The 23,140-nt window shown below is 74.9% G+C and carries 23 protein-coding genes; 10 read left to right on the forward strand and 13 right to left on the reverse strand.

Translation table 11 applies throughout. The features are described 5' to 3' along the window. Positions 1–50 precede the first annotated feature (50 nt). Genes KME80_RS33890 through KME80_RS33905 form a run of 4 tightly spaced genes read right to left on the reverse strand, consistent with a single transcriptional unit; the run spans position 51 to position 3,526 of the window. Complete coding sequence (locus KME80_RS33890; protein ID WP_219510660.1) at positions 51–701, reverse strand: hypothetical protein; 651 nt, start codon at positions 699–701, stop codon at positions 51–53. After that, entirely contained in the window at positions 698–1,492 is a 795-nt protein-coding gene (locus KME80_RS33895) for a hypothetical protein (protein ID WP_219510661.1), read from the reverse strand. The genes KME80_RS33890 and KME80_RS33895 overlap by 4 nt, the downstream gene beginning before the upstream one ends. Next, positions 1,482–2,600, reverse strand: a complete 1,119-nt coding sequence (locus tag KME80_RS33900; protein ID WP_219510662.1) for an ATP-grasp domain-containing protein — start codon at positions 2,598–2,600, stop codon at positions 1,482–1,484. Before KME80_RS33900 ends, KME80_RS33895 begins: the two co-directional genes overlap by 11 nt. Next, entirely contained in the window at positions 2,597–3,526 is a 930-nt protein-coding gene (locus KME80_RS33905; protein WP_219510663.1) for an NAD-dependent epimerase/dehydratase family protein, read from the reverse strand. Before KME80_RS33905 ends, KME80_RS33900 begins: the two co-directional genes overlap by 4 nt. A 164-nt stretch (positions 3,527–3,690) precedes the next feature. Here KME80_RS33905 and KME80_RS52945 point away from each other — a divergent pair, with 164 nt between their 5' ends. The 5 genes from KME80_RS52945 to KME80_RS33930 are packed head-to-tail and all read left to right on the forward strand — an operon-like array spanning position 3,691 to position 8,540. Next, positions 3,691–4,695, forward strand: a complete 1,005-nt coding sequence (locus KME80_RS52945; protein WP_219510664.1) for a GNAT family N-acetyltransferase — start codon at positions 3,691–3,693, stop codon at positions 4,693–4,695. Then, positions 4,692–5,681, forward strand: coding sequence for a GNAT family N-acetyltransferase (locus tag KME80_RS33915; RefSeq protein ID WP_219510665.1), 990 nt, complete (start codon positions 4,692–4,694; stop codon positions 5,679–5,681). The genes KME80_RS52945 and KME80_RS33915 overlap by 4 nt, the downstream gene beginning before the upstream one ends. 11 nt (positions 5,682–5,692) lie before the next feature. Further along, complete coding sequence (locus tag KME80_RS33920; RefSeq protein WP_219510666.1) at positions 5,693–6,448, forward strand: hypothetical protein; 756 nt, start codon at positions 5,693–5,695, stop codon at positions 6,446–6,448. Further along, positions 6,445–7,620, forward strand: a complete 1,176-nt coding sequence (locus KME80_RS33925; protein ID WP_219510668.1) for a hypothetical protein — start codon at positions 6,445–6,447, stop codon at positions 7,618–7,620. Before KME80_RS33920 ends, KME80_RS33925 begins: the two co-directional genes overlap by 4 nt. Further along, positions 7,617–8,540, forward strand: a complete 924-nt coding sequence (locus KME80_RS33930) for a glycosyltransferase (protein WP_246646216.1) — start codon at positions 7,617–7,619, stop codon at positions 8,538–8,540. Before KME80_RS33925 ends, KME80_RS33930 begins: the two co-directional genes overlap by 4 nt. A gap of 76 nt (positions 8,541–8,616) precedes the next feature. Here the strand turns inward: KME80_RS33930 and KME80_RS33935 are convergent, their stop codons facing one another. Beyond that, complete coding sequence (locus KME80_RS33935; RefSeq protein ID WP_219510669.1) at positions 8,617–9,267, reverse strand: LuxR C-terminal-related transcriptional regulator; 651 nt, start codon at positions 9,265–9,267, stop codon at positions 8,617–8,619. Beyond that, entirely contained in the window at positions 9,252–10,433 is a 1,182-nt protein-coding gene (locus tag KME80_RS33940) for a sensor histidine kinase (RefSeq protein WP_308126033.1), read from the reverse strand. The genes KME80_RS33935 and KME80_RS33940 overlap by 16 nt, the downstream gene beginning before the upstream one ends. 157 nt (positions 10,434–10,590) lie before the next feature. On the opposite strand from KME80_RS33940, the gene KME80_RS33945 reads away from it, so the two are divergent. Both KME80_RS33945 and KME80_RS33950 read left to right on the forward strand, forming a co-directional pair. Further along, the gene (locus KME80_RS33945; protein ID WP_219510671.1) at positions 10,591–11,544 is read left to right on the forward strand and encodes an ABC transporter ATP-binding protein; all 954 of its coding nucleotides are present in this window, start codon (positions 10,591–10,593) and stop codon (positions 11,542–11,544) included. Further along, entirely contained in the window at positions 11,541–13,859 is a 2,319-nt protein-coding gene (locus KME80_RS33950) for an alpha/beta fold hydrolase (protein WP_219510672.1), read from the forward strand. The genes KME80_RS33945 and KME80_RS33950 overlap by 4 nt, the downstream gene beginning before the upstream one ends. A gap of 39 nt (positions 13,860–13,898) precedes the next feature. Here KME80_RS33950 and KME80_RS33955 read toward each other — a convergent pair whose 3' ends face one another. Continuing rightward, positions 13,899–16,133 carry an ATP-binding cassette domain-containing protein gene (locus KME80_RS33955; RefSeq protein WP_219510673.1) on the reverse strand — a complete coding sequence of 745 codons (2,235 nt, stop codon included), beginning with the start codon at positions 16,131–16,133 and terminating at the stop codon, positions 13,899–13,901. A 61-nt stretch (positions 16,134–16,194) separates the two neighbouring features. Between KME80_RS33955 and KME80_RS33960 the strand changes: the two genes are divergently transcribed. Further along, positions 16,195–17,157, forward strand: coding sequence for a helix-turn-helix transcriptional regulator (locus KME80_RS33960; RefSeq protein WP_219510674.1), 963 nt, complete (start codon positions 16,195–16,197; stop codon positions 17,155–17,157). A gap of 4 nt (positions 17,158–17,161) precedes the next feature. Here KME80_RS33960 and KME80_RS33965 read toward each other — a convergent pair whose 3' ends face one another. After that, complete coding sequence (locus KME80_RS33965; RefSeq protein ID WP_308126034.1) at positions 17,162–17,902, reverse strand: CPBP family glutamic-type intramembrane protease; 741 nt, start codon at positions 17,900–17,902, stop codon at positions 17,162–17,164. Positions 17,903–17,986: 84 nt separating this feature from the next. On the opposite strand from KME80_RS33965, the gene KME80_RS33970 reads away from it, so the two are divergent. Beyond that, on the forward strand, positions 17,987–18,616 hold the full coding sequence (locus KME80_RS33970) for a TetR/AcrR family transcriptional regulator (protein ID WP_308126035.1): 630 nt from the start codon (positions 17,987–17,989) through the stop codon (positions 18,614–18,616). Further along, entirely contained in the window at positions 18,606–19,277 is a 672-nt protein-coding gene (locus tag KME80_RS33975; protein ID WP_219510676.1) for a GNAT family N-acetyltransferase, read from the forward strand. The genes KME80_RS33970 and KME80_RS33975 overlap by 11 nt, the downstream gene beginning before the upstream one ends. 56 nt (positions 19,278–19,333) lie before the next feature. Here KME80_RS33975 and KME80_RS33980 read toward each other — a convergent pair whose 3' ends face one another. The 5 genes from KME80_RS33980 to KME80_RS34000 form a co-directional block, all read right to left on the reverse strand. Then, positions 19,334–19,537 (reverse strand): cold-shock protein, encoded by a 204-nt coding sequence (locus tag KME80_RS33980; protein WP_219510677.1) that lies wholly within the window; start codon positions 19,535–19,537, stop codon positions 19,334–19,336. Positions 19,538–19,738: 201 nt separating this feature from the next. Further along, a complete protein-coding gene (locus tag KME80_RS33985) occupies positions 19,739–20,902 on the reverse strand; it encodes a sensor histidine kinase (RefSeq protein ID WP_308126036.1) in 1,164 nt (387 codons plus the stop codon). Next, positions 20,899–21,552 (reverse strand): response regulator transcription factor, encoded by a 654-nt coding sequence (locus tag KME80_RS33990; RefSeq protein ID WP_219510678.1) that lies wholly within the window; start codon positions 21,550–21,552, stop codon positions 20,899–20,901. The genes KME80_RS33985 and KME80_RS33990 overlap by 4 nt, the downstream gene beginning before the upstream one ends. A 42-nt stretch (positions 21,553–21,594) precedes the next feature. Then, a complete protein-coding gene (locus tag KME80_RS33995) occupies positions 21,595–21,891 on the reverse strand; it encodes a DUF3817 domain-containing protein (RefSeq protein WP_219510679.1) in 297 nt (98 codons plus the stop codon). A 118-nt stretch (positions 21,892–22,009) separates the two neighbouring features. Continuing rightward, positions 22,010–23,134 carry a site-2 protease family protein gene (locus KME80_RS34000; RefSeq protein WP_219510681.1) on the reverse strand — a complete coding sequence of 375 codons (1,125 nt, stop codon included), beginning with the start codon at positions 23,132–23,134 and terminating at the stop codon, positions 22,010–22,012. Positions 23,135–23,140: the final 6 nt, after the last annotated feature.

Consider the following 23,140-nt stretch of genomic DNA (forward strand, 5'->3'; position numbering starts at 1 on the left):
GTCCGCGTCCCGGCCGGTCGGCATGCCCGGCACGCAAACGATAACCGTATTCAGTCGGTTTGAGGAGATCTCCGGAGCCATCGCCGCGGCACGAACAGCACGAGCAGCGCCGCCACCACGTGCACGGTGATGAACACGTACACCTCGGTCCTGGTCGCCGGGTGGCCGAGGCGCACGGTGATGTGGTCGGCCCACGCCCACACCTCGGGGATCGTCTCCAGGCTGCGGTTCATCAGGACCGCCACCAGGTCCTCCAGCCCCGACACGTGCAGGATCGACATCGCCAGGCCGGTCCGCAGCACGCCCTCCCGCGACCCGCCGCCCAGCCGGTAGGCCAGCAGCAGCGCCACGATGAGGAACGGCACGAACACCACGACGTGCAGATAGAGCTCCTCGAAGGTGGTCAGGCCCTCCTCGATGTCCATGGCCGCGATGAACGTCCCGGGCACGAAGTAGAGCAGGAAGCCCAGGAACAGCGCGGGCAGGACGACCAGGTGCAGCCGCAGCCTGCGCGCGGTCTCCACGTCCAGCCACGCGATGGCCACGATCGCGGCCAGTTGCGGGGTGAGCTTGACGAGGAAGCCCCACAGCGTGGTGATGTCCTGCTCGTACGGCAGGACGAAGCGGACCAGCCCGGCCAGTGCGACGGCCACGAGGCCGGCGACGAGCGTCACCAGGTTGGCCCTGATCATGGTGATCACGGGGTCACTCCAAGGGTCGGGGTGCCGTGGCCGGGGCAGCGGCCGAGCGCGGCGGCCCCTTCCGGGACCACGTCGACCAGCGTCGGCCTGCGCCTGAGCAGCGCGGTGACCGCGGGCGAGCCGGCCGCGGGCCGGGCGTGGAAGCGCCGCCACAGCAGGTGGATCTCGCCGCACGCGGCGCGCGCGGCGTAGTAGCCGAGGTGCGGGTCGTGGATCAGGTCACCGGCGCCCGCCAGGCCGGTCCGCTCCAGCACGCGCGTCTCGACCCCGGCCAACGCGGGCAGGAACTCCGCCACGGCCTCCCGCTCGCCGACCACGACCGCCCGCCCGGCCGTCTCGGCCAGGCGCAGGGCGGGCTCGTTCAGCTCGCGCCGCCGCCGCTCGTGCACGACGTCGGCGTCCGGATGGAGCAGCACGCCGTAGCGCCGGCCCGGGCCGAGCGCGCGGCGGTCGAGCACGGCCCGGCGCACCTCCAGCACCGGCGCCCGGCCGCCCGCGCCCGCCACGGCCAGCGCGGCCCGCAGGTCACCGGCCGGGCCGATCCACGGGCTCGCCTCCGCGCCCGGATCGTAGGGCCGGGCGAACGGGCACAGGCGGTGGAGCTGACCGGCCAGCTCGGCGCTCGGGGTGGGCACCGGCTCACCGAGCGCCCGCCCGGCCCGTACCCACTGGTCCCGGTAGAAGGGGACGCGGGCGAACGCGGCGCGCACCGCGCGCCGGTAGGCCCGCTCCCACCTCACCGGGGAGAACCGGACCGCCGGGACTCCCGCCGCCGTGACCTCAACGGACATCGACGGTGATCAGCGCGTCGAGGTCGGGCGGCTCGTGGTCGACGACGTAGCCGAGCTTGGCGCGGCACTCGGTGTACGGCGCCACTGGGTCTCCCGGCCTGGCCACCACGACGACCTCGGCGCTGCCGGGCAGCGACTCCAGGCCCCGGATGGCGACCAGGGTGCCGGCCACGGGCGCGCGCAGCACCCGTACCGAGGCCGGCCCGCACCGGGCCGGCGTCAGGTCGGGACGCTCGCCGATCGCCATGCGGACGGTCGCCTCGACGGTGTCCACGCCGTGCATCAGCCCGAGCGCCTCGCCCAGCCCGTTGCCGCCGATCCGCGCGCCCATCTCGATCAGCCGGACCTCGCCGCCGTCGGCGAACAGGTCGGCGTTGAGCGGGCCGTCGGTGTAGCCGATCTCCGCGCAGAGGAGTTCGAGCTGCCGGGCGACCTCCTTGTCGAGGGCTCCGGGGGGCAGCATGTCGTGGCCGACGGCGACCACCCCGGGCGGCTCGGTGACGCGCCTGCTCAGGCCGAGCAGGGCGATCCTGCCGTCCTGCAGCATGGCCTCCGCGCAGAGGTCCTGCCCGGTCAGCAGCTCCTCGATGACGAACCGGCCGCTGGGGGAGACGGCCGCCGCGTGCTCGATCGCCGGGCCCAGCTCGGCCTGCTCGCGGCAGACGGTGATGCCGCGCGAGCTGCCGGAGTCGACGGGCTTGACGATGACCGGCAGCGGCGGCCGGTCCTGCGGCCGGTCGGCGTAACGCGGTCCGGGCAGGCCGATCCGCTCGCACACCCGGCGGAAGTAGATCTTGTCCGTGGAGGCGCGCAGCGTCTCCTCCGGCACCCCGCAGGGCAGGCCGAGCAGGCCGGCCAGCTCGACCAGCGACGGAAGGTTGATGTCGCTGCCCGGAGCCAGGATGCCGGCCAGGTCGGCCCGGCCCCGCAACGCGGCCGCGACGGCGGCCACGTCACGGGTGCTGACGTGCAGGAACTCGTCGGCCTCCACGGCCCCCGGCGCGTCGGCCCGCATGTCGACGCAGATCGTCGCCAGGCCGAGCCGCCGGGCGGCGCGGAAGGCGCTGACCGTGCCGTCCGAGCCGCCGAGGACCACCAGGTGTCTCATGAAGGGCTGTTCCAGTGGGTGCCGCGGTTCTCGATGAACCAGTCGACGGTCTTGGCCATGCCCTCCGACAGCGACACGAGGGTGGCGGGGTCGATGCCGACCGCGCGCAGCGTCTCCGGGTCGGCGGTGACAGCGGTGTCCGGGGTCTCGCCCGGACGCATCGGCAGGTCGACGATCGGGACGCGGTCGTGCCCGCGCTCCACGCACAGGTCGATGATCAGCTCGGCGATCGTGCGGATGCTCGCGGACTCGACGGGGCCGACCTCGACGACGTGGTCCAGGGTGTTGCCCGCGGCGGCGGCCTCGAGCGCCGACACCAGGCCGCGGGCGACGTCGCCGACCCAGACCATGTCGGAGATCTGCGTGCCGCCGCCGTAGAGCTCGACCGGCATGCCGGACAGCGCGCGGCAGATCACCGCCGGGGTGATCTTGCGTACCTTGCCGGGAGCGAAGGGCGGGGCGGCCATCTGGCGGGGGCCGTAGGCGTTGACGACGCGGACCTGGTTGACGCGGGTGCCGCGGTGCGCGTTGAACATGCGCACGAAACGCTCGACGGCGGTCTTGGAGATGGAGTAGCTGTTGTCCATCCAGTGGTTGCCGACGCAGATGTAGACGCCGGGCAGGTCGTACTGGGTGACGGCCTCGAGGAAGTTCAGGCCGCCGGAGAGGTTGGTCTCGGCCGCGGGGCGCGGGTTGTCGATGGTCTCCTGAGTGCCGAGGACGGCGGCGAGGTGGATGATCGCGTCGGTGTGCGCGGCCAGCTCGACCATCGCCGTGGCATCCCTGATGTCGCCGAGCATGAACTCGAAGCTTCCGGCGCCGCGATCGCGGTGGTCGAAGACGACGGGGGTGTGACCGCGGGTGGCTAACTCCTCACAGACGTAGCGGCCGATGAAGCCGTTACCTCCGGTGACGCCAACTTTCATGCTGTTTCCCCTGGTGAAACGCCGTGCACTGGTGATGCTCGGGCAGCAGATTCACGCACCAGGTGTTGATGCGCGTCCATGATCAAAGCAGACATATACTGCGATTCTTAACAGGCCATAAGTCTGATGCAGAGTTGTTATGCCTAATCCGAATAGGGCACATCGTGAAGTTCAGCTTCTTACAGCCAGGGCGAGACCCCGAGCCCGACGGCTGGGAAGACTTCCGCCGCGGCCACGACCTGACGGCCATCTGGTCCTATGACGTGATCCGCGCCTCCTTCGAGCGATCGTGGGCCCGGCCCCTCCTGTGCGTCGTCCACGAGTCGGGGCGCATCGTCGGCGCGGTGGGCGCGATCCGGTTCGGACGCGGGCCGCTCGTGCTCGACGTGCGCCTGCCCGCCCACTCCAACGGCCCCACCTGGTGCCTGCCCGGCGGCGCCGAAGGGCGCGAGCTCATCAGGGGCTTCGAGCGGGCCGCCGCCGCCGAGTTCGGCTGGCGGCTGGCCGGGGTCGTCTACCGGATGGTCACCGAAGCCGCGCTGCCGCTCGTCGCCAGGGCCGGCGCCCTGGTCCGCCAGTCCCCGGGCACCACACAGCTTCCCGTACGCTGGCCCGCCCGCGACGGGTGGATCGCCACGCTCAGCCGCAACCGCCGCTCCACGCTGCGCCGCCAGATCAGGCGGATCGAGGAGGACGGCACGCTGACCGTCGTGGAGGGCAACGGCCGCACCGACCTCGACCCCGCCGAGCTGGCCCGGCTGCACGAGCGCCACGCCGCCCGGCTGACCGCGCCCACGACGCCGCGGGGCTGGGTGGCCGCCGCGCTCGACCGCCGCCTGCCGCTGACCGCCGCCTACTTCGCCGAGCTGATCCGGCGCGACGACGTCCGGACCGTCTCCTACCACGAGGGCGACCGGCTCCTGGCCTTCGCCGTCGTCTACGACCATCCCACCACGCCCATGTACGGGCCCTGGGCGGCCCTGCCCGCCGAGGAGGGCGGCCGGAAAGACCTGTACTTCGACAGCTACGTCCGGATCATCGCCCACGCGACCGCCGGCCGCGCCGAACGGCTGTTCGCCGGCCGCGGGTTCGTCGACGTGAAGCGCTCGCTCGGCTTCGACTACCTGCCCATGCGGCTGGTGGCCGTCCCCCGGTGGGCGATCGGATGAGGGTCGAGCTGCTGGACCCGCGCCACGACCCCGAGCCCGGCGACTGGGAGGAGTTACGCCAGGCCGCCGGCCAGCGGGTGACCTGGCGGTACGACCTGCTGCGCGCCTACGCCTGGAGCGCCCAGGCGCCCCTCGCGCTGGCGGTGGCGCGTCGCGACGGCCGGGCAGTGGGAGCGGTGGCGGCCTCACTGCGGTCACCCCGGCTGCGGCGCGGCGCCTACGCCGACCGGCACGGACCCGCCGGCGTCGTGGACGTGCACGCGCCCGCCAACCGGTCGCAGAAAGGCTGGTGGTGGCGCGGCGACCCCGACCCCGACCTCCTGCCCGCCTGCACGCGCGCGCTGCGCCGCCACCTCGGCCCCGGCTGGCGGGGCACCGTCTGGCGCGAGGTGTCGGACGGCGAGGCCGCCCGGCTGCCCGGCCGGCTCAGGCTCCGCCTGCCGACCGCGCCGCTGGCCACGCTCGCCCTGCCCTGGCCCGACCTGGACCAGTGGTACGCCGTGCTCGACCCGCGCCGCCGCGACTCCCTGCGCAGGCGCGCCCGGACCATCGCCGCCGAACTGTCGGTTCGCGTCGGCCCGGCCGGCGAGCTGGTCAGCGCCGACGAGGCGGCCCGGATGCGCGCCGAGAACGACCTCAAGCACCGCAGCCGGCTCACCCCCGCCCCGCCGCTCCCGCTGCCCTACCTGGAGGCGCTGATCGGCAGCGGCGAATGCGTCGCGCTGACGTACCGGCGGCGCGGGAGGCTGCTCGGCCTGTCGCTCATCCTCGACCACGCCGCCTGGCCCATCTGCCTGAGCTGGGGCGCCGTCCCCGTCGAGCAGGGCGGGCGCAAGCACCTGTACTTCGACGGCTACGTCCGCATGATCGAGTGGGCCATCGGCGCGGGCAGGCGCGGCCTGGTGCTCGGCAAGGGGCAGGCCGAGGTCAAGAGCGACCTGGGCGCCGAACTGGTGACCTCCTCGGCGCTGGCGGTGCCGTGGTGAAGGGAGCCGCCGTGAGGTGCGTCCAGTGCGGGGACCCGCATCCCGTGCCGCTGCCGGGCCGCCTGCCGAACCGGCGGCGGCACGCCTGCCGCGCCTGCGGGGCCGTCTTCCGCGCGGCCCCGGTGGTGCTCCGTTCCGTGGCCGGCGACCCGCTGGAACCGTACCTGCCCGCCCGGATGATCCGCTGGCTGCGTGAGCGCGGCGACGACGGCCCGCCCGACCGGGCCGCGATGAACCGCTGGTACCAGGAGTTCGACGCGTTCGTGGCCAAGGCCAGGACCGACGACGCCGCCGCGGCGCTCCTGGCCGAGGTCAGCGAGATCCCGCTCGCCGACCTGCCCGCCAAGCCGCCCGCCTTCTCCCAGGTGTGCGCCGCCCTGCACGCCACCTGCTACGACCTGCCGCTCGCCGAGGCCCGCCTGGCGCCGGGCGACCCCTGGGCCGCCGAACGGCTCGCCCACGTGCGCGCCTGGTTCGCCGGGCCCGGCCGCCCGGCCACCTGGCCGGCGGCGCCACCGGCGGAGCCGCCGGACCCCGAGCTCGTCGCCGGCCTCCTCCCGCTGCCGGAACGCCTCGAATCCGCCCAGGTCAGAGCGCTGTTCTCGGCGCTGTTCCAGGTGGAGAGAGGACCGTCGCTGGCCGGGGTGCTCGGCCGCTTCGGCGCCGCCGAGATCGAGGACGCGCTGCGCGCCTACCTGCGCGACGGCTCACGCCCGCTCCGCGACCGGGTGCTCGCCGACCTGCCCGCCGACCTGGACGCCGGATGACCGCCGCCGCCCACCGCATCGGGCTGCCCCGGCTCGTGACGCTCCTCGCCGGCCGCGCCGCCTTCCGGGTGATGCTGTACGGCTCGGCGGCCCTGCTGGCGCTGGCCTGGAGCCGGGCCGAGTTCGACGCGTACGGGGCGGTGATGGGGGCGGCCGGCTGGCTGTGCATGGTCGTCCAGTCGGGCGGCGAGAAGGCGGCGCTGAAGCTCATCCCGCGCGCCCGGCGCACCCGGGACGACCTCGCCGGGATGCTGCGCGTCCTGGTCGCCTACGTGCCGCTGCCGCCGCTCGCGGCGGCGCTGGCCGCGCTGGCCCTCGCCCCGGGGGAGCCGGTCACGCTCTACCTGCTGGGCGTCGCCTACTACGTGGCGCTGGGCTGCGGCATGCACGGCGTCGCCCTGCACCGCGCGCTCGGCCGCTACACGCGCGACACCGTCCACTTCGCCGTGCTCGGCCTCGGGATGGGCGCGATGGCGGCGCTCGCCTTCCTCGCCGGGGTCGGCCCGGCCGGCTACCTGGCCGGGCTGCTGGCGCTGGTCACCGCGCTCAACCTGTCCCTGCTGCCCGGGCTGCCGCGCGCATCACGGCCCCGGCCGGGGCTGCGCCGCGTGCTCACCGGCACGGTGCTGCTGATGGGCGCCGCCGACGTGATGAACAACGCGATGATCGGCGTGCTCTTCGTCGAGCTCGCCCTCAGCCCGTACGCGGCCCACAGCGGCGAGCTGTACCTGGTCACGCTCGGCTGGGGGTTCGCGCTGTCGATCCTCTACACGGTGCAGCGCATCTACCAGCCGCAGCTCTCCCTGCGGGTGGCCGGCGGGGGAGCGGCCGGGGCGCGCGTGCTCGGGCGGCGCATGGCCGGGCTCGCCGCGCTGGGCGCCGCCCTCTGGCTGACGGCCGCCGGGTTCGCGCTGGCGGCAGGCGCGCACGGGCCGGTCGCGCTCGCCGCGCTCGCCCTCACGCTGCTGCCGATGCAGGCCCTGGCCAGCGGCGCCACCTTCGTCGTCGAACACACCGACCTACGGGCCAACGCCCGGGCCGTCGTCGTCGCCCTGGCCGCGGTCGCCGCGCTGGGCGCCGTGGCCGTACCCCTGACCGGGGCGGCCGGAGCCGTGTACGCGCTGGGGGCGAACCCGCTCGTCCTCGGCCTGGCGCTGTGGAGGGCGCGATGAGCACCGGGCTGACCGTGCTGGTTCCGTGCTACAACGAGGGCGCGCAGGTGGAGGTCGCCTACCGGGAACTCACCGGGGAGCTGGCGGACCTCGCCGACCTGCAGATCCTGTTCGTCGACGACGGCAGCACCGACGACTCGCTCGCCCGCATCCGGGCGCTGGCCGGGGCCGACCCTAGAGTGGGCTACCTGTCCTTCACCCGCAACTTCGGCATCGACGCCGTCACGGCCGCCGGCTACCGCTACGCCGCGTGGCCGTGGATCGTGCAGTGCGACGCCGACCTGCAGGTGCCGCCGTCGCAGATCTGGAAGCTGCTCGACAGGGCAGCCGAGGGCTACGACGTCGTCTTCGGCCGCCGGGTGCGCCGGCGCGACCCGCTCCTGCGCAAGATCGGCTCGGCCGGGCTGCACTGGGCGGCGCGGGCCGTGTTCCGCATCGACATGCCGCGCGGCGCCTCCACGTTCCGGCTCATGCGCACCAGCGTCGCCCGGACGATCAGCGAGCTGTGCCTGCCCTGGTTCATGCCCGCGGTGCCGCTGGTGGGGGCCCGGCACACCGCGGTCGACGTCAGCCACCGCGAGCGCGACGCCGGGCGCTCCAAGCTGCGGCCCGCCCGGCTGGCCGGGCACGCCTTCGAGCTGTTCTTCGGCTTCTCGTGGCGGCCCCTGAACGCGCTCTACCTGGTGGCGGTGCTGGCGCTGGCGGCGGCGGCACTCGGGCTGGAGGCCGCGCACCTGCTGGTGTCCGCGGCCACGCTCGCCGGGGTGGCGGTGGTCGGCCGCTACGTCCACCGCGTCGCCCCCCGCCCGCCCGCGTTCTACGTCCGCGAGTCGAACCTCCCCGTACGTCCCGAGGACACGCTCACCGGCGGCGCCCCGACCCCGCCCCCGCCCGGCCGCGTCCCCCCGGGCGGCGACTGAGCCCTGCCCCGGCCCCCGTACCCGTCCGGTTCGTCAGTGTGGACGGTGGATGGTGGATGGTGGGGGCCGGGGGTGGCTATGGGGTGGCCTGGAGGTAGGCCAGGACCGCCATGACGCGCCGGTTGTGGTCGTCGGACGGCGGCAGGCCGAGCTTGGCGAAGATGTTCGTGGTGTGCTTGGCGACCGCCTTGTCGGTGACGCGGAAGCGCGCCGCGATCGCCAGGTTGGACAGGCCCTCCGCCATCAGGGCCAGCACCTCCCGCTCGCGCGGCGTCAGCGCGGCCAGCGGCTCGTCCCGGCCGCGCCGGGTGAGGAGCTGCGAGACGACCTCCGGGTCCATCGCGGTGCCCCCGGCCGCCACCTGGCGCACCGCGCCGACGAACCCGTCGACGTCGCCCACCCGGTCCTTCAGCAGGTAACCCACCCCGCCGGACCGGTCCGACAGCAGCTCCCTGGCGTACAGCTGCTCCACGTACTGCGACAGGATCAGCACCGGCAGCCCCGGCACCCGGGCCCGCGCCTCCAGGGCGGCGCGCAGCCCCTCGTCGGCGAAGCCCGGCGGCAGCCGCACGTCGATCACCGACACGTCGGGGCGGTGCCGCAGCAGCGCCTCCAGCAGCATCGGGCCGTTGTCGACCGCCTCCACCACGGTGCAGCCGTACGCCGACAGCAGGCGGACCAGCCCGTCGCGCAGCAGGGCCAGGTCCTCGGCTATGACAACGCGCACGGCACCTCCATGATCAGCTCCGTCGGCCCGCCCGGCGGGCTGTCCACGGTGAGAGTGCCGTCGAAGGCCGACAGCCGGTCCTCGATACCGCGCACGCCGGTGCCGAGGTCGCGGCGCACGCCGCCGTGACCGTCGTCGCCCACCGTCAGCCGCAGCACGCCACCGGTGTGCCGCAGCCGCACCCAGGCCCGCGACGCGCCGCTGTGCTTGGCCACGTTGGCCAGCGCCTCGGCAGCCGCGAAGTACGCCGCCGACTCGACGGGCGGCTGCGGGCGGCCGGGCAGCTCGGCGTCGACGTCGACGGGGATCGGGCAGAGCAGCGCGGACGCCCCGATCGCGCCCGGCAGGCCGCGGTCGGCCAGCACCGGCGGGTGGATGCCGCGCACCAGGTCGCGCAGGTCGGTCAGGGCCTGACCGGCGACCTCCCTGGCCTCGTCGACCGCGCGCAGCACCTCGTCCGGGTCGGCGGCGGCGCGCGCCAGCCCCAGGCTCATGCGGATGGCGATGAGCTTGGCCTGGGCGCCGTCGTGCAGGTCGCGTTCGATGCGGCGCAGCTCGGCGGCGTGCGCGTCGACGACCGCGGCGCGGGAGGCGGTCAGCTCCCGGATGCGCGCGTCCGGCGCGGGCCGCGCGTCGAGCAGCAGCCGCGCCAGCCGCGCCTGCCCGGTGCGGAACAGCGGCACGGCCAGCAGGGCCACGACCGCGATCGCCACGAGGGCCAGGCTGATGGAGTACGTGTTCAGCATGCTCGGGCGGGACGGCTGGAGCCGGAAGAACAGATAGTCGAGGGCCGCCAGCATCGCCCACACCACGGCCACGGGAGCCGGTCCGGACACCGCATGCACGGCCAGCCACAGCACCTCCCGCCGAGCGGCAGCCGGGCCGCCCGCCGAGGCATCCACCGTGCCGCCCGCCGGTGCGTCCGCCGGGTCGCCGTCCCGGGCGAGCACCCGCCGCGCCCACCGGCGCTGATGCCCGGCCAGCCGCCCCACCGCCGCGCGCGCCCACGCGAGCGGCCGCCCGGTGAGCGGCGCCAGCGCGGCGCCCGACGCCAGCAGGGCGAGCAGGACGGGCGCGGCCACCCCGGTGGCGGCGTTCAGCGCCAGCGCCCCCACCCCGGCGACGGCGCCGAGCGCCCGCCGGGCGACGGTCTTCCTCCCCTTCACCCCTGCAGTCTGCCGTGCCCGCGAGCGTGCGGCGGTAGGTCTGCGCCTACCACCGGGGTGGTGAATTCCCACCCCGGAGGTGGACCGGCCCCCCTGGAGACCGGGCCCGCGCACCGCGAGGCTCGTTCCGGCCGACCATGCCGGACGAGGGGGAGACGTGATCGACGTACGGGGACTGACCATGCGCTACGGCCGCACGGTCGCCGTGGACGGGCTGACCTTCAGCGTGAGACCGGGCCTGGTGACCGGATTCCTGGGCCCCAACGGCGCGGGCAAGTCCACCACCATGCGGGCCGTGCTCGGGCTGGAGGTGCCCGCCGGAGGCGAGGCGCTGGTGGACGGGCGGTCGTACGCGTCGCTGCGCCGCCCGATGCGCACGATGGGCGCGCTGCTCGACGCCGGGGCCGTGCACGGCGGCCGGACCGCCCGCGACCACCTGCGCTGCCTGGCCCGCAGCAACGGCATCGGCGCCGGGCGGGTGGACGAGGTGCTCGGCCAGGTGGGGCTGACGGACGTGGCCGGGCGGCGGATCGGCGGCTTCTCCCTGGGCATGAAGCAGCGGCTGGGGATCGCGGCGGCACTGCTGGGCGACCCGGCGGTGCTGATGTTCGACGAGCCGCTGAACGGGCTCGACCCGGAGGGCATCCGCTGGATCCGCGACCTGCTGCGGGCGCTGGCCGCCGAGGGGCGGACCGTCCTGCTGTCCAGCCACCTGATGAACGAGCTGGCGCTCACCGCCGACCACGTCGTCGTCATCGGGCGCGGCAAGCTGATCGCGGACACGGCGATCGGCGAGCTGGCCGGCCGCTTCCGCCGCGACGTGCTCGTCCGGGCCGCGGACCCGGAACGGCTGGCCGGGGTCCTGCGCGCGCACGGCGCCACCGTGACCCCCGAAGAGGCGCCCCCCGGTCCACCCGCACGCGACCCGTCCGTGCGCGGGCTGTCCGTGCGGGGGCTGGATGCCGAGGTGATCGGGGAGCTGGCGCTGGGCGCGGGCGTCGCGCTGCGCGAGCTGACACCGCGCGGCGCATCGCTGGAGGAGGCGTTCATGGAGCTCACCGAGGACAGCGTCGAGTACGGCGCCCATACCGGGACGGAGCAGGGCCGATGACGGACGCGATCGCCGCCGAATGGCACAAGCTCCGCTCGCTGCGCTCCAACGCGTACCTGCTGGCCGTCTCGCTGCTCGCCGTGCTCGCCTGCGCCGGGGTGGCGTACCTGATCGGGCGCGGGTTCGACCGGCAGACGTTCGAGGAGCGGCTGGGCTTCACCGGCGTCGGCGCCGGGCTGGGCACCGGCCTGCCGATCGCCTACGTCGTGTTCGGCACGCTGGGCGCGCTCACGATCACCGCCGAGCACGCCACCGGCCTGATCCGCACCAGCCTGGCGGCCGTGCCGAGGCGGCAGGTGTTCCTGTTCGCCAAGGTGCCGGGCCTGGCCGCCGTCACCCTGGTCGCCGGTCAGGTCCTGGCGTTCGCCATGCACGGGGCCGCGCAGGCGGTCCTCGGCAGCCGCGCGGACCAGCTGCTGCTCGACGGCGGGACGCTGGGGACCTCGCTCGCCGAGCCGGGCGTGCTCGCGTCGGTGGCCGTCTCGGGGCTGTCCATGACGGCGGCGGCCCTCGTCGGGCTGGGGGCGGGCGCGGCGATCCGGTCGACGTCGGGCACCCTGGTCGCGCTCGTGCTGGTCTTCCTGGTGCTGCCCGTGGCCGCGCAGGCGCTGCCGTCGCCGCTGCGGGCCCAGGTGGGCTCGTACCTGCTGGAGAACCTGCCCGCGCAAGTCGCCGGGGTGGGCGGGCTGCTGCCGCCCGTCGCGGCGGCGGCGCTGCTCGCGGGCCACGTCGCCGTCGCGCTGGCGGCGGGCGCGACGGTCACGGCGCTGAAGGGCCGCAGGCTCAGGCCGCTGCTCGCCGGCGCGGCCGCGGTGCTGCTGACGGCGCTGACGGCGGTCCTGCCCACGGTGCTGCCGGCGGCCGGGCTGTCACCAGGGATGCCGGCAGAACCGGCGGTGGCGCCCGCGTCCGGTGACGCGGGCGGCGCGGCGTCCGCCCTGGCCTGGCGGCCGTGCGCGGACAAGGACGCGCCCGGGGACCTGCGGTGCGCCTCCGTCGAGGTGCCGCTCGACTGGCACAAGCCCGCCGGGCGCACGATCACCGTGCCGGTCGCGATGCTGCCCGCCTCCGGGGCGGGCCGCCGGATCGGCGTCCTGTTCTCCGTCCCCGGCGGCCCCGGCGGGTCGGGGATCGACGACCTGAAGCAGCACCACGCGCGGTTCGCCAAGCTGCGCGACCGGTTCGACGTCGTCAGCCTCGCCCCCCGCAACACCGCCGTCCCCGGCGGCCCGCTGCCGTACGCGTGCCTGTCCACCGGCCCGTGGATCACGCTGCCCGGCGACCGCGCCGAGTGGGCCGAGCTGGCGCGGGCGAACCGGGAGCACGCCGAGCGGTGCCGCGCCGCCGACCCGGAGCTGTTCGACCACATGGACTCCGCCTCCGTCGCCCGCGACATCGAGGCCGTCCGCGTGGCGCTCGGCGAGCCGCGGCTGAGCTTCCTGGCCAACTCCTACGGCGGCCACCCCGCCGAGGCGTACGCCCGGCTGTTCCCCGCCCGGGTGCGCGCGATGGTCCTGGACGGCGCCGCCGACCACCAGGAGCCGGTCGCCGCCACCGAGCCCGCCCTGTACGCGCGGCTGGAGCGGCAGCTGGTGCGCTTCGCCGCCTGGTGCCGGGCGGACACCGCCTGCGCGCTGCACGGCAGGGACGTGGCCGGGGTGTGGCGACGGCTGGTCACCGCCGCCGATCGCAAGCCGGTGCCGGTGCGCGGCGACCCGTCGGGGGCCGCCTACAGCGGGTTCGACCTGAAGGTCGCCGCCGGGCCCAGCTTCGTCTCGCCCGGCCGCGAGCCCGAGGTGCCCCGCTGGGTCCAGCTCGCCGCCGCGATCGAGAAGGCGGAGGGCGGCGACGCCTCCGGGTTCGCCGACTACGTCAGGCAGGCCACGGGCAGCGCCAAGGTGCCCTCGGCCGCCGGCCAGAACATGACGCACTGCCTGGACGGCAAGGGGTACGGGAGCTACGCCGCCTTCCGTGAGGCGCTGCGCGAGGCGGAGCGGGTGTCGCCTCACTTCGCCGGGCAGCGCTCGTGGTGGCCGCTGGCCTGCGCGGGCTGGCCCGCGCCGGTCACCAACCCGCCGGCGCCGCTGCCCGCGTGGGGGCTGCCGCCGCTGCTCGGGGTGGGGAGCTGGACGGACCACGACGAGGTGGCCCGCGCTGTCCGCCGGGTGCCAGGCTCGTCCAGCCTCCGGTACGAGGGCCACGGGCACACGCTGTACCTGTCCGGTCCTGGCGGCTGCGTCACCGCGCACGTCAACCGCTACCTGATCAGCCTGCGCCTCCCGCCGCCCGGCGCCACCTGCCCGGGCGCCGGGTGAGGGCCGCCCGCGATCACCAGGCGCGATCACCAGGCGCGATCATCCGGCGAGGGCGCGGCCGGTGGGGGTCGAGCGGTCGGTGCAGCCGGCGACGGGGCCCTCGTACAGCACGCTCCCGCCGTGCCGGCCCGGCCCCGGCCCGAGGTCCACGAGCCAGTCGGCCTGCCGGACGACGTCCAGGTTGTGCTCGATGACGACCACGGTGTGCCCCTGCGCGACGAGGTCGCCGAGGACGCGCAGGAGCGTGCCGACGTCGCTCGGGTGCAGGCCGGTCGTCGGCTCGTCGAGCACGTACACGGTGGGCCGCGCCGACTCCCGGAGCTCCTTGGCGATCTTGACGCGCTGGCACTCCCCGCCTGACAGCGTGCTCAGCGACTGCCCCAGGCGCAGGTAGCCGAGGCCGACGGCGGAGAGCTGGCGCAGCGCGTCCGCGATGGCCCGGTCGGGCAGCCGGTCGACGGCCTCGGCGATGGTGAGGTCGTCGACGTCGGCGATCGACAGCCCGTCCACGGTGTGGGCCAGGACCTCCGGGGTGAACCGGCGGCCCTCGCAGGTCTCGCACCGGACCTCCTGGCCGTCCATGAACGCCAGGTCGGTGTAGATCACGCCGAGCCCCTTGCACGCCGGGCAGGCGCCCTCGGAGTTGGCGCTGAACAGCGCGGCCGGGACGCCGTTGCGCCGGGCGAACAGCCTGCGGATCGCCGGGGCGATCCCGGTGTAGGTGATCGGGGTCGAGCGGCGGTTCGCGCTGACCGGCCGCTGGTCGATCACCGTGGCGTCGTGCTGGGCGACCAGCTCGTGGGCCAGGCTGGACTTGCCCGACCCGGCGACCCCGGTGAACACAGTCAGCACGCCTGTGGGGATCCGTACGGTGAGGTCGCGCAGGTTGTTGCGGGAGGCGCCCGCCACCGTGAGGTGGCCCGTCGCCTGCCTAGGGGCGGTGTTGACGGGCAGCCGCCGGGCCAGGGCGCGGCCGGTTGGCGTGTCCGCCTCCCGCAACCGGTCGAACGGCCCCTGGAAGACGAGCCGCCCGCCGCCCGCGCCGGCGCCGGGCCCGATCTCGACGACCTGGTCGGCGTGCGCCATGACGGCGGGGTCGTGCTCGACGACGAGCACGGTGTTGCCCGTGTCGCGCAGCCGCTCCAGCAGCTCGATCATGGACTCCACGTCGGTCGGGTGCAGGCCCACGGTCGGCTCGTCGACCACGTACGTCATCTCGGCGAGGCTGGAGCCCAGGTGCTTGACCATCTTGATCCGCTGCGACTCGCCGCCGGACAGCGTCGTGGTCGCCCGGCCGAGCGTGAGGTAGCCGAGCCCGATCGTGACCATCGCCTCCAGCCGTTCCACCAGGGCGGCGACGACGGGCGCGACGCCGGGGGAGTCGATGGTGCGGACCAGGGCGGCGAGCTCGGTGATCTCCATGCGGGACAGCTCGCCGATCGTGCGGCCGAGCACGGTGGCCGTCCTGGCGGCCTTGGCGAGCCGGTCGCCGCCGCACTCGGGGCAGGTCCCGGCGCGGGTGAAGCGCCGGATGGCCTCCTGCTTGCGCTCGGACAGGTTGTCGGAGGTGTGCAGGTAGATGCGTTCGAACCGCTCGACGACGCCCTCGTAGTCCCGGGGCGGCCTGCTGCCGAGCGAGGCCGCGGCCTCGCCGCCGTACAGCAGCGCCTCGCGTTCGGCCGGGGTCCAGTCGCGGAGCGGGGTGTGGGCGTCGAAGGCGCCGATGTCGGCGTACCGGGAGTACCAGTAGCCGCCGTTGCCGAAGCCGGGCAGCAGGATCGCGCCCTCGGCCAGGGACTTGTCCAGGTCGAGGAAGCGGTCGACCGCGCTGACCACCACCTCGCCGAGCCCGGAGCAGGTGGGGCACATGCCGGCGGGCTCGTTGAAGGAGAACCGGTTCGACTCGCCCACGTACGGGCTGCTGAGGCGGGAGAACAGAAGCCGCAGGTACGTCCACGCGTCCGTGATCGTGCCGACCGTCGAGCGGGCGTTGCCGCCGATGCGCCGCTGGTCGATGACGACCACGGGGGTCAGGCCGCCGATGTGCTCGACGTCAGGGCGCGTCCACTTCGGCAGCCGGTTGCGGGCGAACGGCGGGAACGTCTCGTTGAGCTGGTGGCCCGCCTCGGCGGCGATCGTGTCGAACACCAGCGACGACTTGCCCGAGCCGGACACGCCCGCGAACACGACCAGCCGGTTGCGCGGGATGTCGACGTCCAGACCGGCCAGGTTGTTCGTCCGGGCTCCACGAAGGGTGATGGTGCGCGCTGTCATGCCGTCACGCTACGAGCAGATGTGGCCGGATTCTGACCGCGTCCGATGGCAGGATCGAGGCATGGCGGACGTCACCGAGCGCATGCTGGCCCTGCTGTCGACGCTGCAGACCGGGCGGCCGTTCGGCGGGGAGGAGCTGGCCCGGCGGCTCGGCGTCAGCCCGCGCACGCTGCGCCGCGACGTCGACCGGCTGCGCGGCTACGGCTACCCCGTCGAGACCCAGCCAGGGCCCGGCGGCTACTACCGGCTCGCGGCCGGGCGCACGATGCCGCCGCTCGTCCTCGACGACGACGAGGCGGTGGCCACGCTGCTGGCGCTCGCCTCGCTCGCCGCCGTCGGGGCGGCGGCCGAGGGCGGGATCGACGACGCCGCGACCCGCGCGTACGGCAAGCTGGACCAGTTCCTGCCCGCCCGGCTGCGCCCGCGCGTCGCGGCGGTGCGGGCCAGCCTGGAGACGAGCCCGCAACGCGCGCCGAGCGTGCCCGCCCAGCAGCTCGCGCTGGTCGCCGACGCGATCGCGCGCCGCGAGGTCCTGTCGTTCGCCTACACGGACGCGCGCGGCGGCCGGAGCGAGCGGCGGGTGGAGCCGTACCGGCAGATCCACCACCTGCTGCGCTGGTACGTGCTCGGCTGGGATCTCGGGCGCGGCGACTGGCGGGTGTTCCGCCTCGACCGGGTCACCGGCGCGACCGGCACCGGCGACCGCTACGAGCCGCGCCCGCTGCCCGCCGAGTCGGCCACCGACTACCTGCGGCAGGGGATCAACCGGGACAAGCAGGACGTCAGCGTCCTGGTGGACGCCCCGGCCGCCGCGGTGCTCGACGCGCTGAAGTTCCAGGACGCCGAGGTCCGCGCGCTGGACGACGGGCGGACCGGCGTCAGCCTCGCGCTGGACTCCTGGCAGTGGCTGATCCTCAACCTCGCCTTCCTGGACGCCGACTTCCGGATCACCGCGGGCCCGGAGTTCACCGCGGGCTGCCGTGCCTTCGCCGCTCGGCTCCTGGCCGCGACCGAGCCGGACTGACCGATCACACCAGCCCGGCGGCCAGCAGGAAGATCGCGATCCCGTGGGCGAGCGCGGCGGTGGTGACCCCGTGGCGCACGCGCAGGAACGCGCAGATCAGCCCTTCGTACAGGGTGAAGGCCAGCAGCGGCCAGCCGGCGTCGGTGACCGTCGAGGCGAGGAAGGCGTGGCAGGCGGCGAACAGCAGCGCCGACAGCAGGGCGGCGCGGGTGGCGTCCAGGCGCTGTTCGAGCCGTCCCTGGAGGAAGCCGCGGAACAGCACCTCCTCGGCGAGGTTGCCCGACAGGCTGAACAGCAGCAGCACTGGCAGCAGCGCGACCGCGACCGCGCCGCCGCGCCCGTCCAGGGGTGTGGTCAGCGACAGCAGCAGCACCGGCGCGGCGGCCAGCGCGCCGCCGCCCGCGCCCCACACGACCGTGCCGGGGCCGAAGCGCCCCCAGCGCACCAGCGACCGCAGCCCGGCGTCCAGCCGCAGCACCGCGACCGTCGCCGCCACCGTGCCCAGCCCGAACACCACCAGGACGCCCGCCTGGTCGGTGAAGCGCAGCCACGGGACCGCCCCCGCCGTGCCGATCCGCCAGAACCCGAGCGGGGTCATCGCGTCCCTGATCAAGATGAAGGCGAGCACGAGCGCCATGACGCGCGCGAGCGGGTCGCGCTCACCGCGCGCCAGCGCGTAACAGCCGCCGATCAGGAGCAGGCCGGGCAGCACCCGGGCGCCGTAGGCGAGGAGTTCGGGCAGCACAGAGGGCTCCGTTCACGAGGGGAGAGCGAAACGCCTTCAATAATGCGAGCTATTCTCAGTTTTCGGTACTCGCATTGGAGGGTCGTGCTCACACCCCGTAAACAGCCACGCCAGCAGCGCTCCAGGCAGACGGTCGCGGCGATCCTGGAGGCGGCGGCTCAGCTTTTCCAGAGGCACGGCTACGCCGGCGCCACCACGAACAAGATCGCCGAACGCGCCGGGGTGTCCATCGGGTCGCTGTACCAGTACTTCCCGAACAAGGACGCGCTGCTGGTGGCGCTGGCCGAGCACTACCTCGCCGAGAGCGCCGACCGGGTCGCGCAGGTCTTCGCCGGCGCGGCCGGGCGGCGGCCGTCCCTGTCGGCCCTGCTCACCGACCTGGTGGAGGGCGTGGCCGCGCTGCACACCGACCGGCCGGATTTGCACCGGCTGCTGTACGACCACGTCCCCCGCACCCCCGGCCTGGTCGCCCGCTTCCGGGACGCCGAGCGCCGGATCGCCCGCGCGCTGGCGGCCGAGCTGCGCCGCCTCGGAGCCGGTGGCCCCGATCCCGAGCTGAACGCGCTGCTGGCCGTCCAGGGCATCGAGGCCCAGTTGCACGGCGCGCTGCTCGACCCGCCGGACGGCCCCGGCCACGTCAGGGCGGTGGTGATGCTGTGGGAGCGCGCGCTCTCGGTACCCCCAGAGGGTATAGGATCTGGGCATGACTCCTGAGCGAAGGCTGCACGAGCATCTGACCCGGTGGCTCGGAGCCTGGCCGCCCGGCGGGCCGCTGGACGTCGTCGCCCATCCCGGGCGCGCGCTGCCCGCGTGGGACGGCGCGATCCATCCCGTGCTCGGGGTCGGCGGTCCCGGCGGGGGCGTGCTCTCGGTGCTGCCCGAGCACGCCGAGGAGGTCGCGAAGCTGCACGCCGACGACCCCGGCGGCTTCGGGCCGCGGGTCCCCGCGCTGCTCGGGCCGCCCGCCCGCGCCTGGTTCACCGCCGTCTACCGCTGGACGGCCCGGCCCGCGCCGCTGCCCGACGCCGGGGTGTGGGTGCCCGCCACCGATCCGGAGGTGCCCGAGTGGCTGCGGCCCTTCGGCGGCGAGGTGCTGGTGGCGCGCGACCCGCGCACGGGCGCGCACCTGGCCGGCGTGGGCGTCAAACGGCACGACCACCACGGGCGCGAGCTGGCCGTGGTGACCGAGCCCCGGGCGCAGGGGCGCGGGCTCGCCCGGCGGCTCGTCGCCCAGGCGGCGCGCCGGGTGCTCGACGAGGGGGCCGTGCCCACGTACATGCACGCGCCCGGCAACCTGGCCTCCGCGGCGGTCGCCGCCGCGGCCGGGTTCCCCGACCTGGGCTGGACGGCCTTCGGCGTCAGCGCCGCCCGGTAGAGACGGCGACAGCCCCCCGTCCCGGAGGACGAGGGGCTGTCTTCACGCTCTGCGGATCAGAGAACGGTCACGCCGACGGCCTGGGGGCCCTTGGCGCCCTGGTTGATGTCGAACTCGACGCGCTGGTTCTCCTCCAGGCTGCGGAAGCCGCCCGACTGGATCTCGGAGAAGTGGACGAACACGTCCGCGCCGCCGCCGTCGACGGCGATGAAGCCGAAGCCCTTGTCAGCGTTGAACCACTTCACAGTGCCCTGTGCCATTGCGTTGTCTCCTCGTCAGAGATGGGTGACCCGCGGGATCGCGGATCGCCGGCCGGGGTTGTCTTTGCTGCGACCGCACCATCTCTCAAGAAGAAACAGCCGCCCGCCCGAAGGCGTGCGGGGCAAACCACATACACGGAACTGACCCGGCTGTTCTGTACAACGGCGGCGGCTCGCCGGTCATTCCCGGACCGCGTCCGATCAGGTGGACGGGGGGAGGGCCACGGTGACGCGGAGGCCGCCGTCCGGGTTCGGGACGGCCTCCACGCGCCCGCCGTGGGCGGCGGTGATGGCGGCGACGATCGACAGCCCGAGCCCCGCGCCGCCCGCCGAGCCGGTCCGGTCCGGGTCGAGCCTGCGGAACGGCTCGAACAGCTCGCCGGCCCTGCCCGGCGGGACGAGCGGGCCGGTGTTGCCGACGATCAGCCCGGCGGCCGGGGACAGCTCGACCAGGACGCGCCCGCCCCGATGGTTGTGCCGGACGGCGTTCTCCACCAGGTTGGCCACCAGCCGGGTGAGCATCACCTCGTCGCCCGCCACGACGACCGGGCCACCGGTGACGGAGACGGCGACCGTGACGTCCTTGTCCCGCGCCGCCGGCGACTGCTCCGCGACGACCTGCTCGACCACGGCCGCCAGGTCCACCGGCGCGGGCGCGTCGAGGCCGCGCTCGCCCTGGGCCAGCACGAGCAGGCCGTCGATGAGCCGCTCGGACCGCTCGGTGTTGCGCAGCAGTTCGGCCCGGATCCAGGCCAGCCGTTCCGGCGAGGGGTCGGCCAGGCCGACCTCGACGGCGGTGCGCTGGATGGCGAGCGGCGTGCGCAGCTCGTGCGAGGCGTTGGCGACGAACCGGCGCTGACCGGCCACCGCGCGCTCCAGCCGGTCGAGCATGGCGTCGAAGGTGTCGGCCAGCTCCTTGAGCTCGTCCTGCGGCCCGGTCAGCGCGATGCGCTCGTGCAGCGTCGACAGCGACAGCCTGCGGGCGGTGGCGGTGATGCGGTGCAGCGGGCGCAGCAGCCGCCCGGTGAGCCACCAGCACACCGCGAACGCCAGCAGCGCGATCGCGACGAACGTGACGAGCGTGATGACCCGCTGTGAGTCCACCAGCTCCTGTTCGAGCTCGTCCGCCCGGACGAACGTCTCCACCCCGGGCGGGGGCAGGCAGGGGGAGCCCGGCTCGCACGGCCCGTCGGCCTTCCGCCGGACCGCCACGTCCTGGAGGTTCCTGCCGACGGCGTCCCCCTGGAGCCGCTGCGCCACCACCAGCGCCCCCAGCGTGATGACCGTGAAGATCCCGCCGTACAGCAGCGTCATCCGGGCCCGCACCGAGAGGCGGCCCAGCGGCCGGATCCGCCGCGGTCTCACAAGCGGTACCCGGCGCCCGGCACGGTGACGATGACCGGTGGCAGGCCCAGCTTGGCGCGCAGCTTGCTCACCGTCACCTTCACGACCGTGGTGAACGGGTCCGTCTGCTCGTCCCAGGCGCGTTCCAGCAGCTCCTCGGCGCTGACGGCGGTGCCGCGCGCCCGCATCAGCACCTCCAGCACCCCGTACTCCTTGCGCGACAGCGCCAGCGGGCGGCCGTCGCGGAACGCCTCGCGGGCGCCGGTGTCCAGGGTGATGCCGGCGTGCTCCAGCACCGGCGGCAGCGGCGGCCCGGACCGCCGGGCGAGCGCGCCGACCCGGGCCGCCAGCTCGTCGAAGGCGAACGGCTTGGGCAGGTAGTCGTCGGCGCCCAGGTTCAGGCCGGCGACGCGGTCGTGCACCGTGCCCGAGGCGGTCAGCATGAGGATGCGCACCGGGTCGCCGCGCTGGGCCAGCTCCTGGCAGATGTCGTCACCGTGCCGCCGGGGCAGGTCGCGGTCCAGGACCAGCACGTCGTAGGCGCCGGCCGCGAGCCGCTCCAGCGCGTCCGCGCCGTCGTAGGCGACGTCGACCGTCATCGCCCGCCCGCGCAGCCCCTCGGCCACGAGATCCGCCAGGACCCGCTCGTCCTCGGCCACCAGAATTCGCATGGTGGCATTCCCGCAGATCGGTGGTAAGAGCGCGGTTAACGCTCAGGCGAGCTGGCGGGCCTCCGTGCGCCCCGCCATCCGCCGCTCGAACCAGATCGAGGTGAACGGGGGCACCGCGCACGCCAGGCCGAGCACGATCGTGCCCCGGCTCCAGCCCGCCTCCCGCGCCGACAGGATCACACCGAGCCCGTACAGCACGAACAGCGCGCCGTGGATCGGCCCGAACACCTTCACGCCGAGCTCGCCGGTCTCGGTCACGTACTTGAAGAACATCCCGACGAGCAGCCCGGCCCACGAGCACGCCTCGGCCACCGCCACGATCCGGAACCAGCGCAGCACGCCCCCACCACTTTCATCCGATTTTCGCGCTCACTCTACAGCCTGTAGAGGACGGCGGGCGCAGTCACTCCGCCGCGGGGACCTCGCCGTACGGGGGCGTCACCGCCCGGGAGCGCCGTCAGGGCCCGGGACGAAGGCCGGCGGTCTGGATGGCGCGGCTGATGTCGGTCGGCGTGAGCAGGCCGATCAGCCGGCCCGACGGGTCCAGCACCACGGCCCGCCCGTCGGCGCAGCCGTCCATCCGCGACAGCAGGCCGGTCAGCGGCTCGTCCGGGCGGGCACTCGGCACGTCCCCGGCGGGACAGGCGATGTCGCTCAGCCGGGTCGTCTCCCGCGCGGCGGGCGGCACGTCCCGGATGCGGTTGAGCGTCACCAGGCCGAGGAAGGCGCCGCGCTCGTCGGTGAGCGGGTACGTGGACAGGCGGCTCGTCATGACCAGGCGCTCGATCAGCCCCGCGACGGTCTCGTCAGGACGGGCGACCACGGGCGGCCCGGTCATCACGTCGCCGACGCGGACGCCGCCCAGCGCCGAGGACACCTGGGTCTGCCGCTCCTCCGCGCCGGCGGCGTTGACCAGGAACAGGCCGATCAGCGCCAGCCACAGCCCCTGGAAGCCGAGGCCGGTGACGACCTGGAAGAGCCCGAGCGCGACGAGCGCGTACCCGAACACCCGGCCCGCGCGGGCGGCGGTGACCGCGGCGCGCGTCCGGTCGCCCGAGCGCGCCCACAGCGCGGCGCGCAGCACCCGGCCGCCGTCCAGCGGCGCGGCCGGGATCAGGTTGAACACGGCCAGGAGGACGTTCAGCCCGGCCAGGTAGAGGAAGACGCCCGCCGCCAGGGGCGCGCCGGACAGCAGCATCGCCACCGCGCCGCACACGATCCCGCAGGCCAGGCTGGTCAGCGGCCCCACCACGGCGATCTTCAGGTCGGCGCCCGGAGTGCGGGGCTCGCCGCGCAGCTCGGCCACGCCGCCGAGCAGCCACAGCGTGATCCTCGGCACCTCGATGCCGTGACGCTGGGCCACCAGCGCGTGCGCGAGCTCGTGCGCCAGCAGCGACGCCAGGAACAGCACCGCCGCCGCCAGCGCCGCCAGCAGGTAGAGCGCCGTGGCCCGGCCCGGGAACAGCGCGGGGAAGCTCCCGAAGGCCAGGCCCACGACCAGGATCGCGACGATGAACAGCACGCTGGCGTTCAGCCCGACGGCGACGCCGCCGACGCGGCCCAGCGAGATCGACGAGCGCATCCGGCC

It is taken from the genome of Nonomuraea ceibae, assembly GCF_019396325.1.
Taxonomy (GTDB): Bacteria; Actinomycetota; Actinomycetes; order Streptosporangiales; family Streptosporangiaceae; genus Nonomuraea; species Nonomuraea ceibae.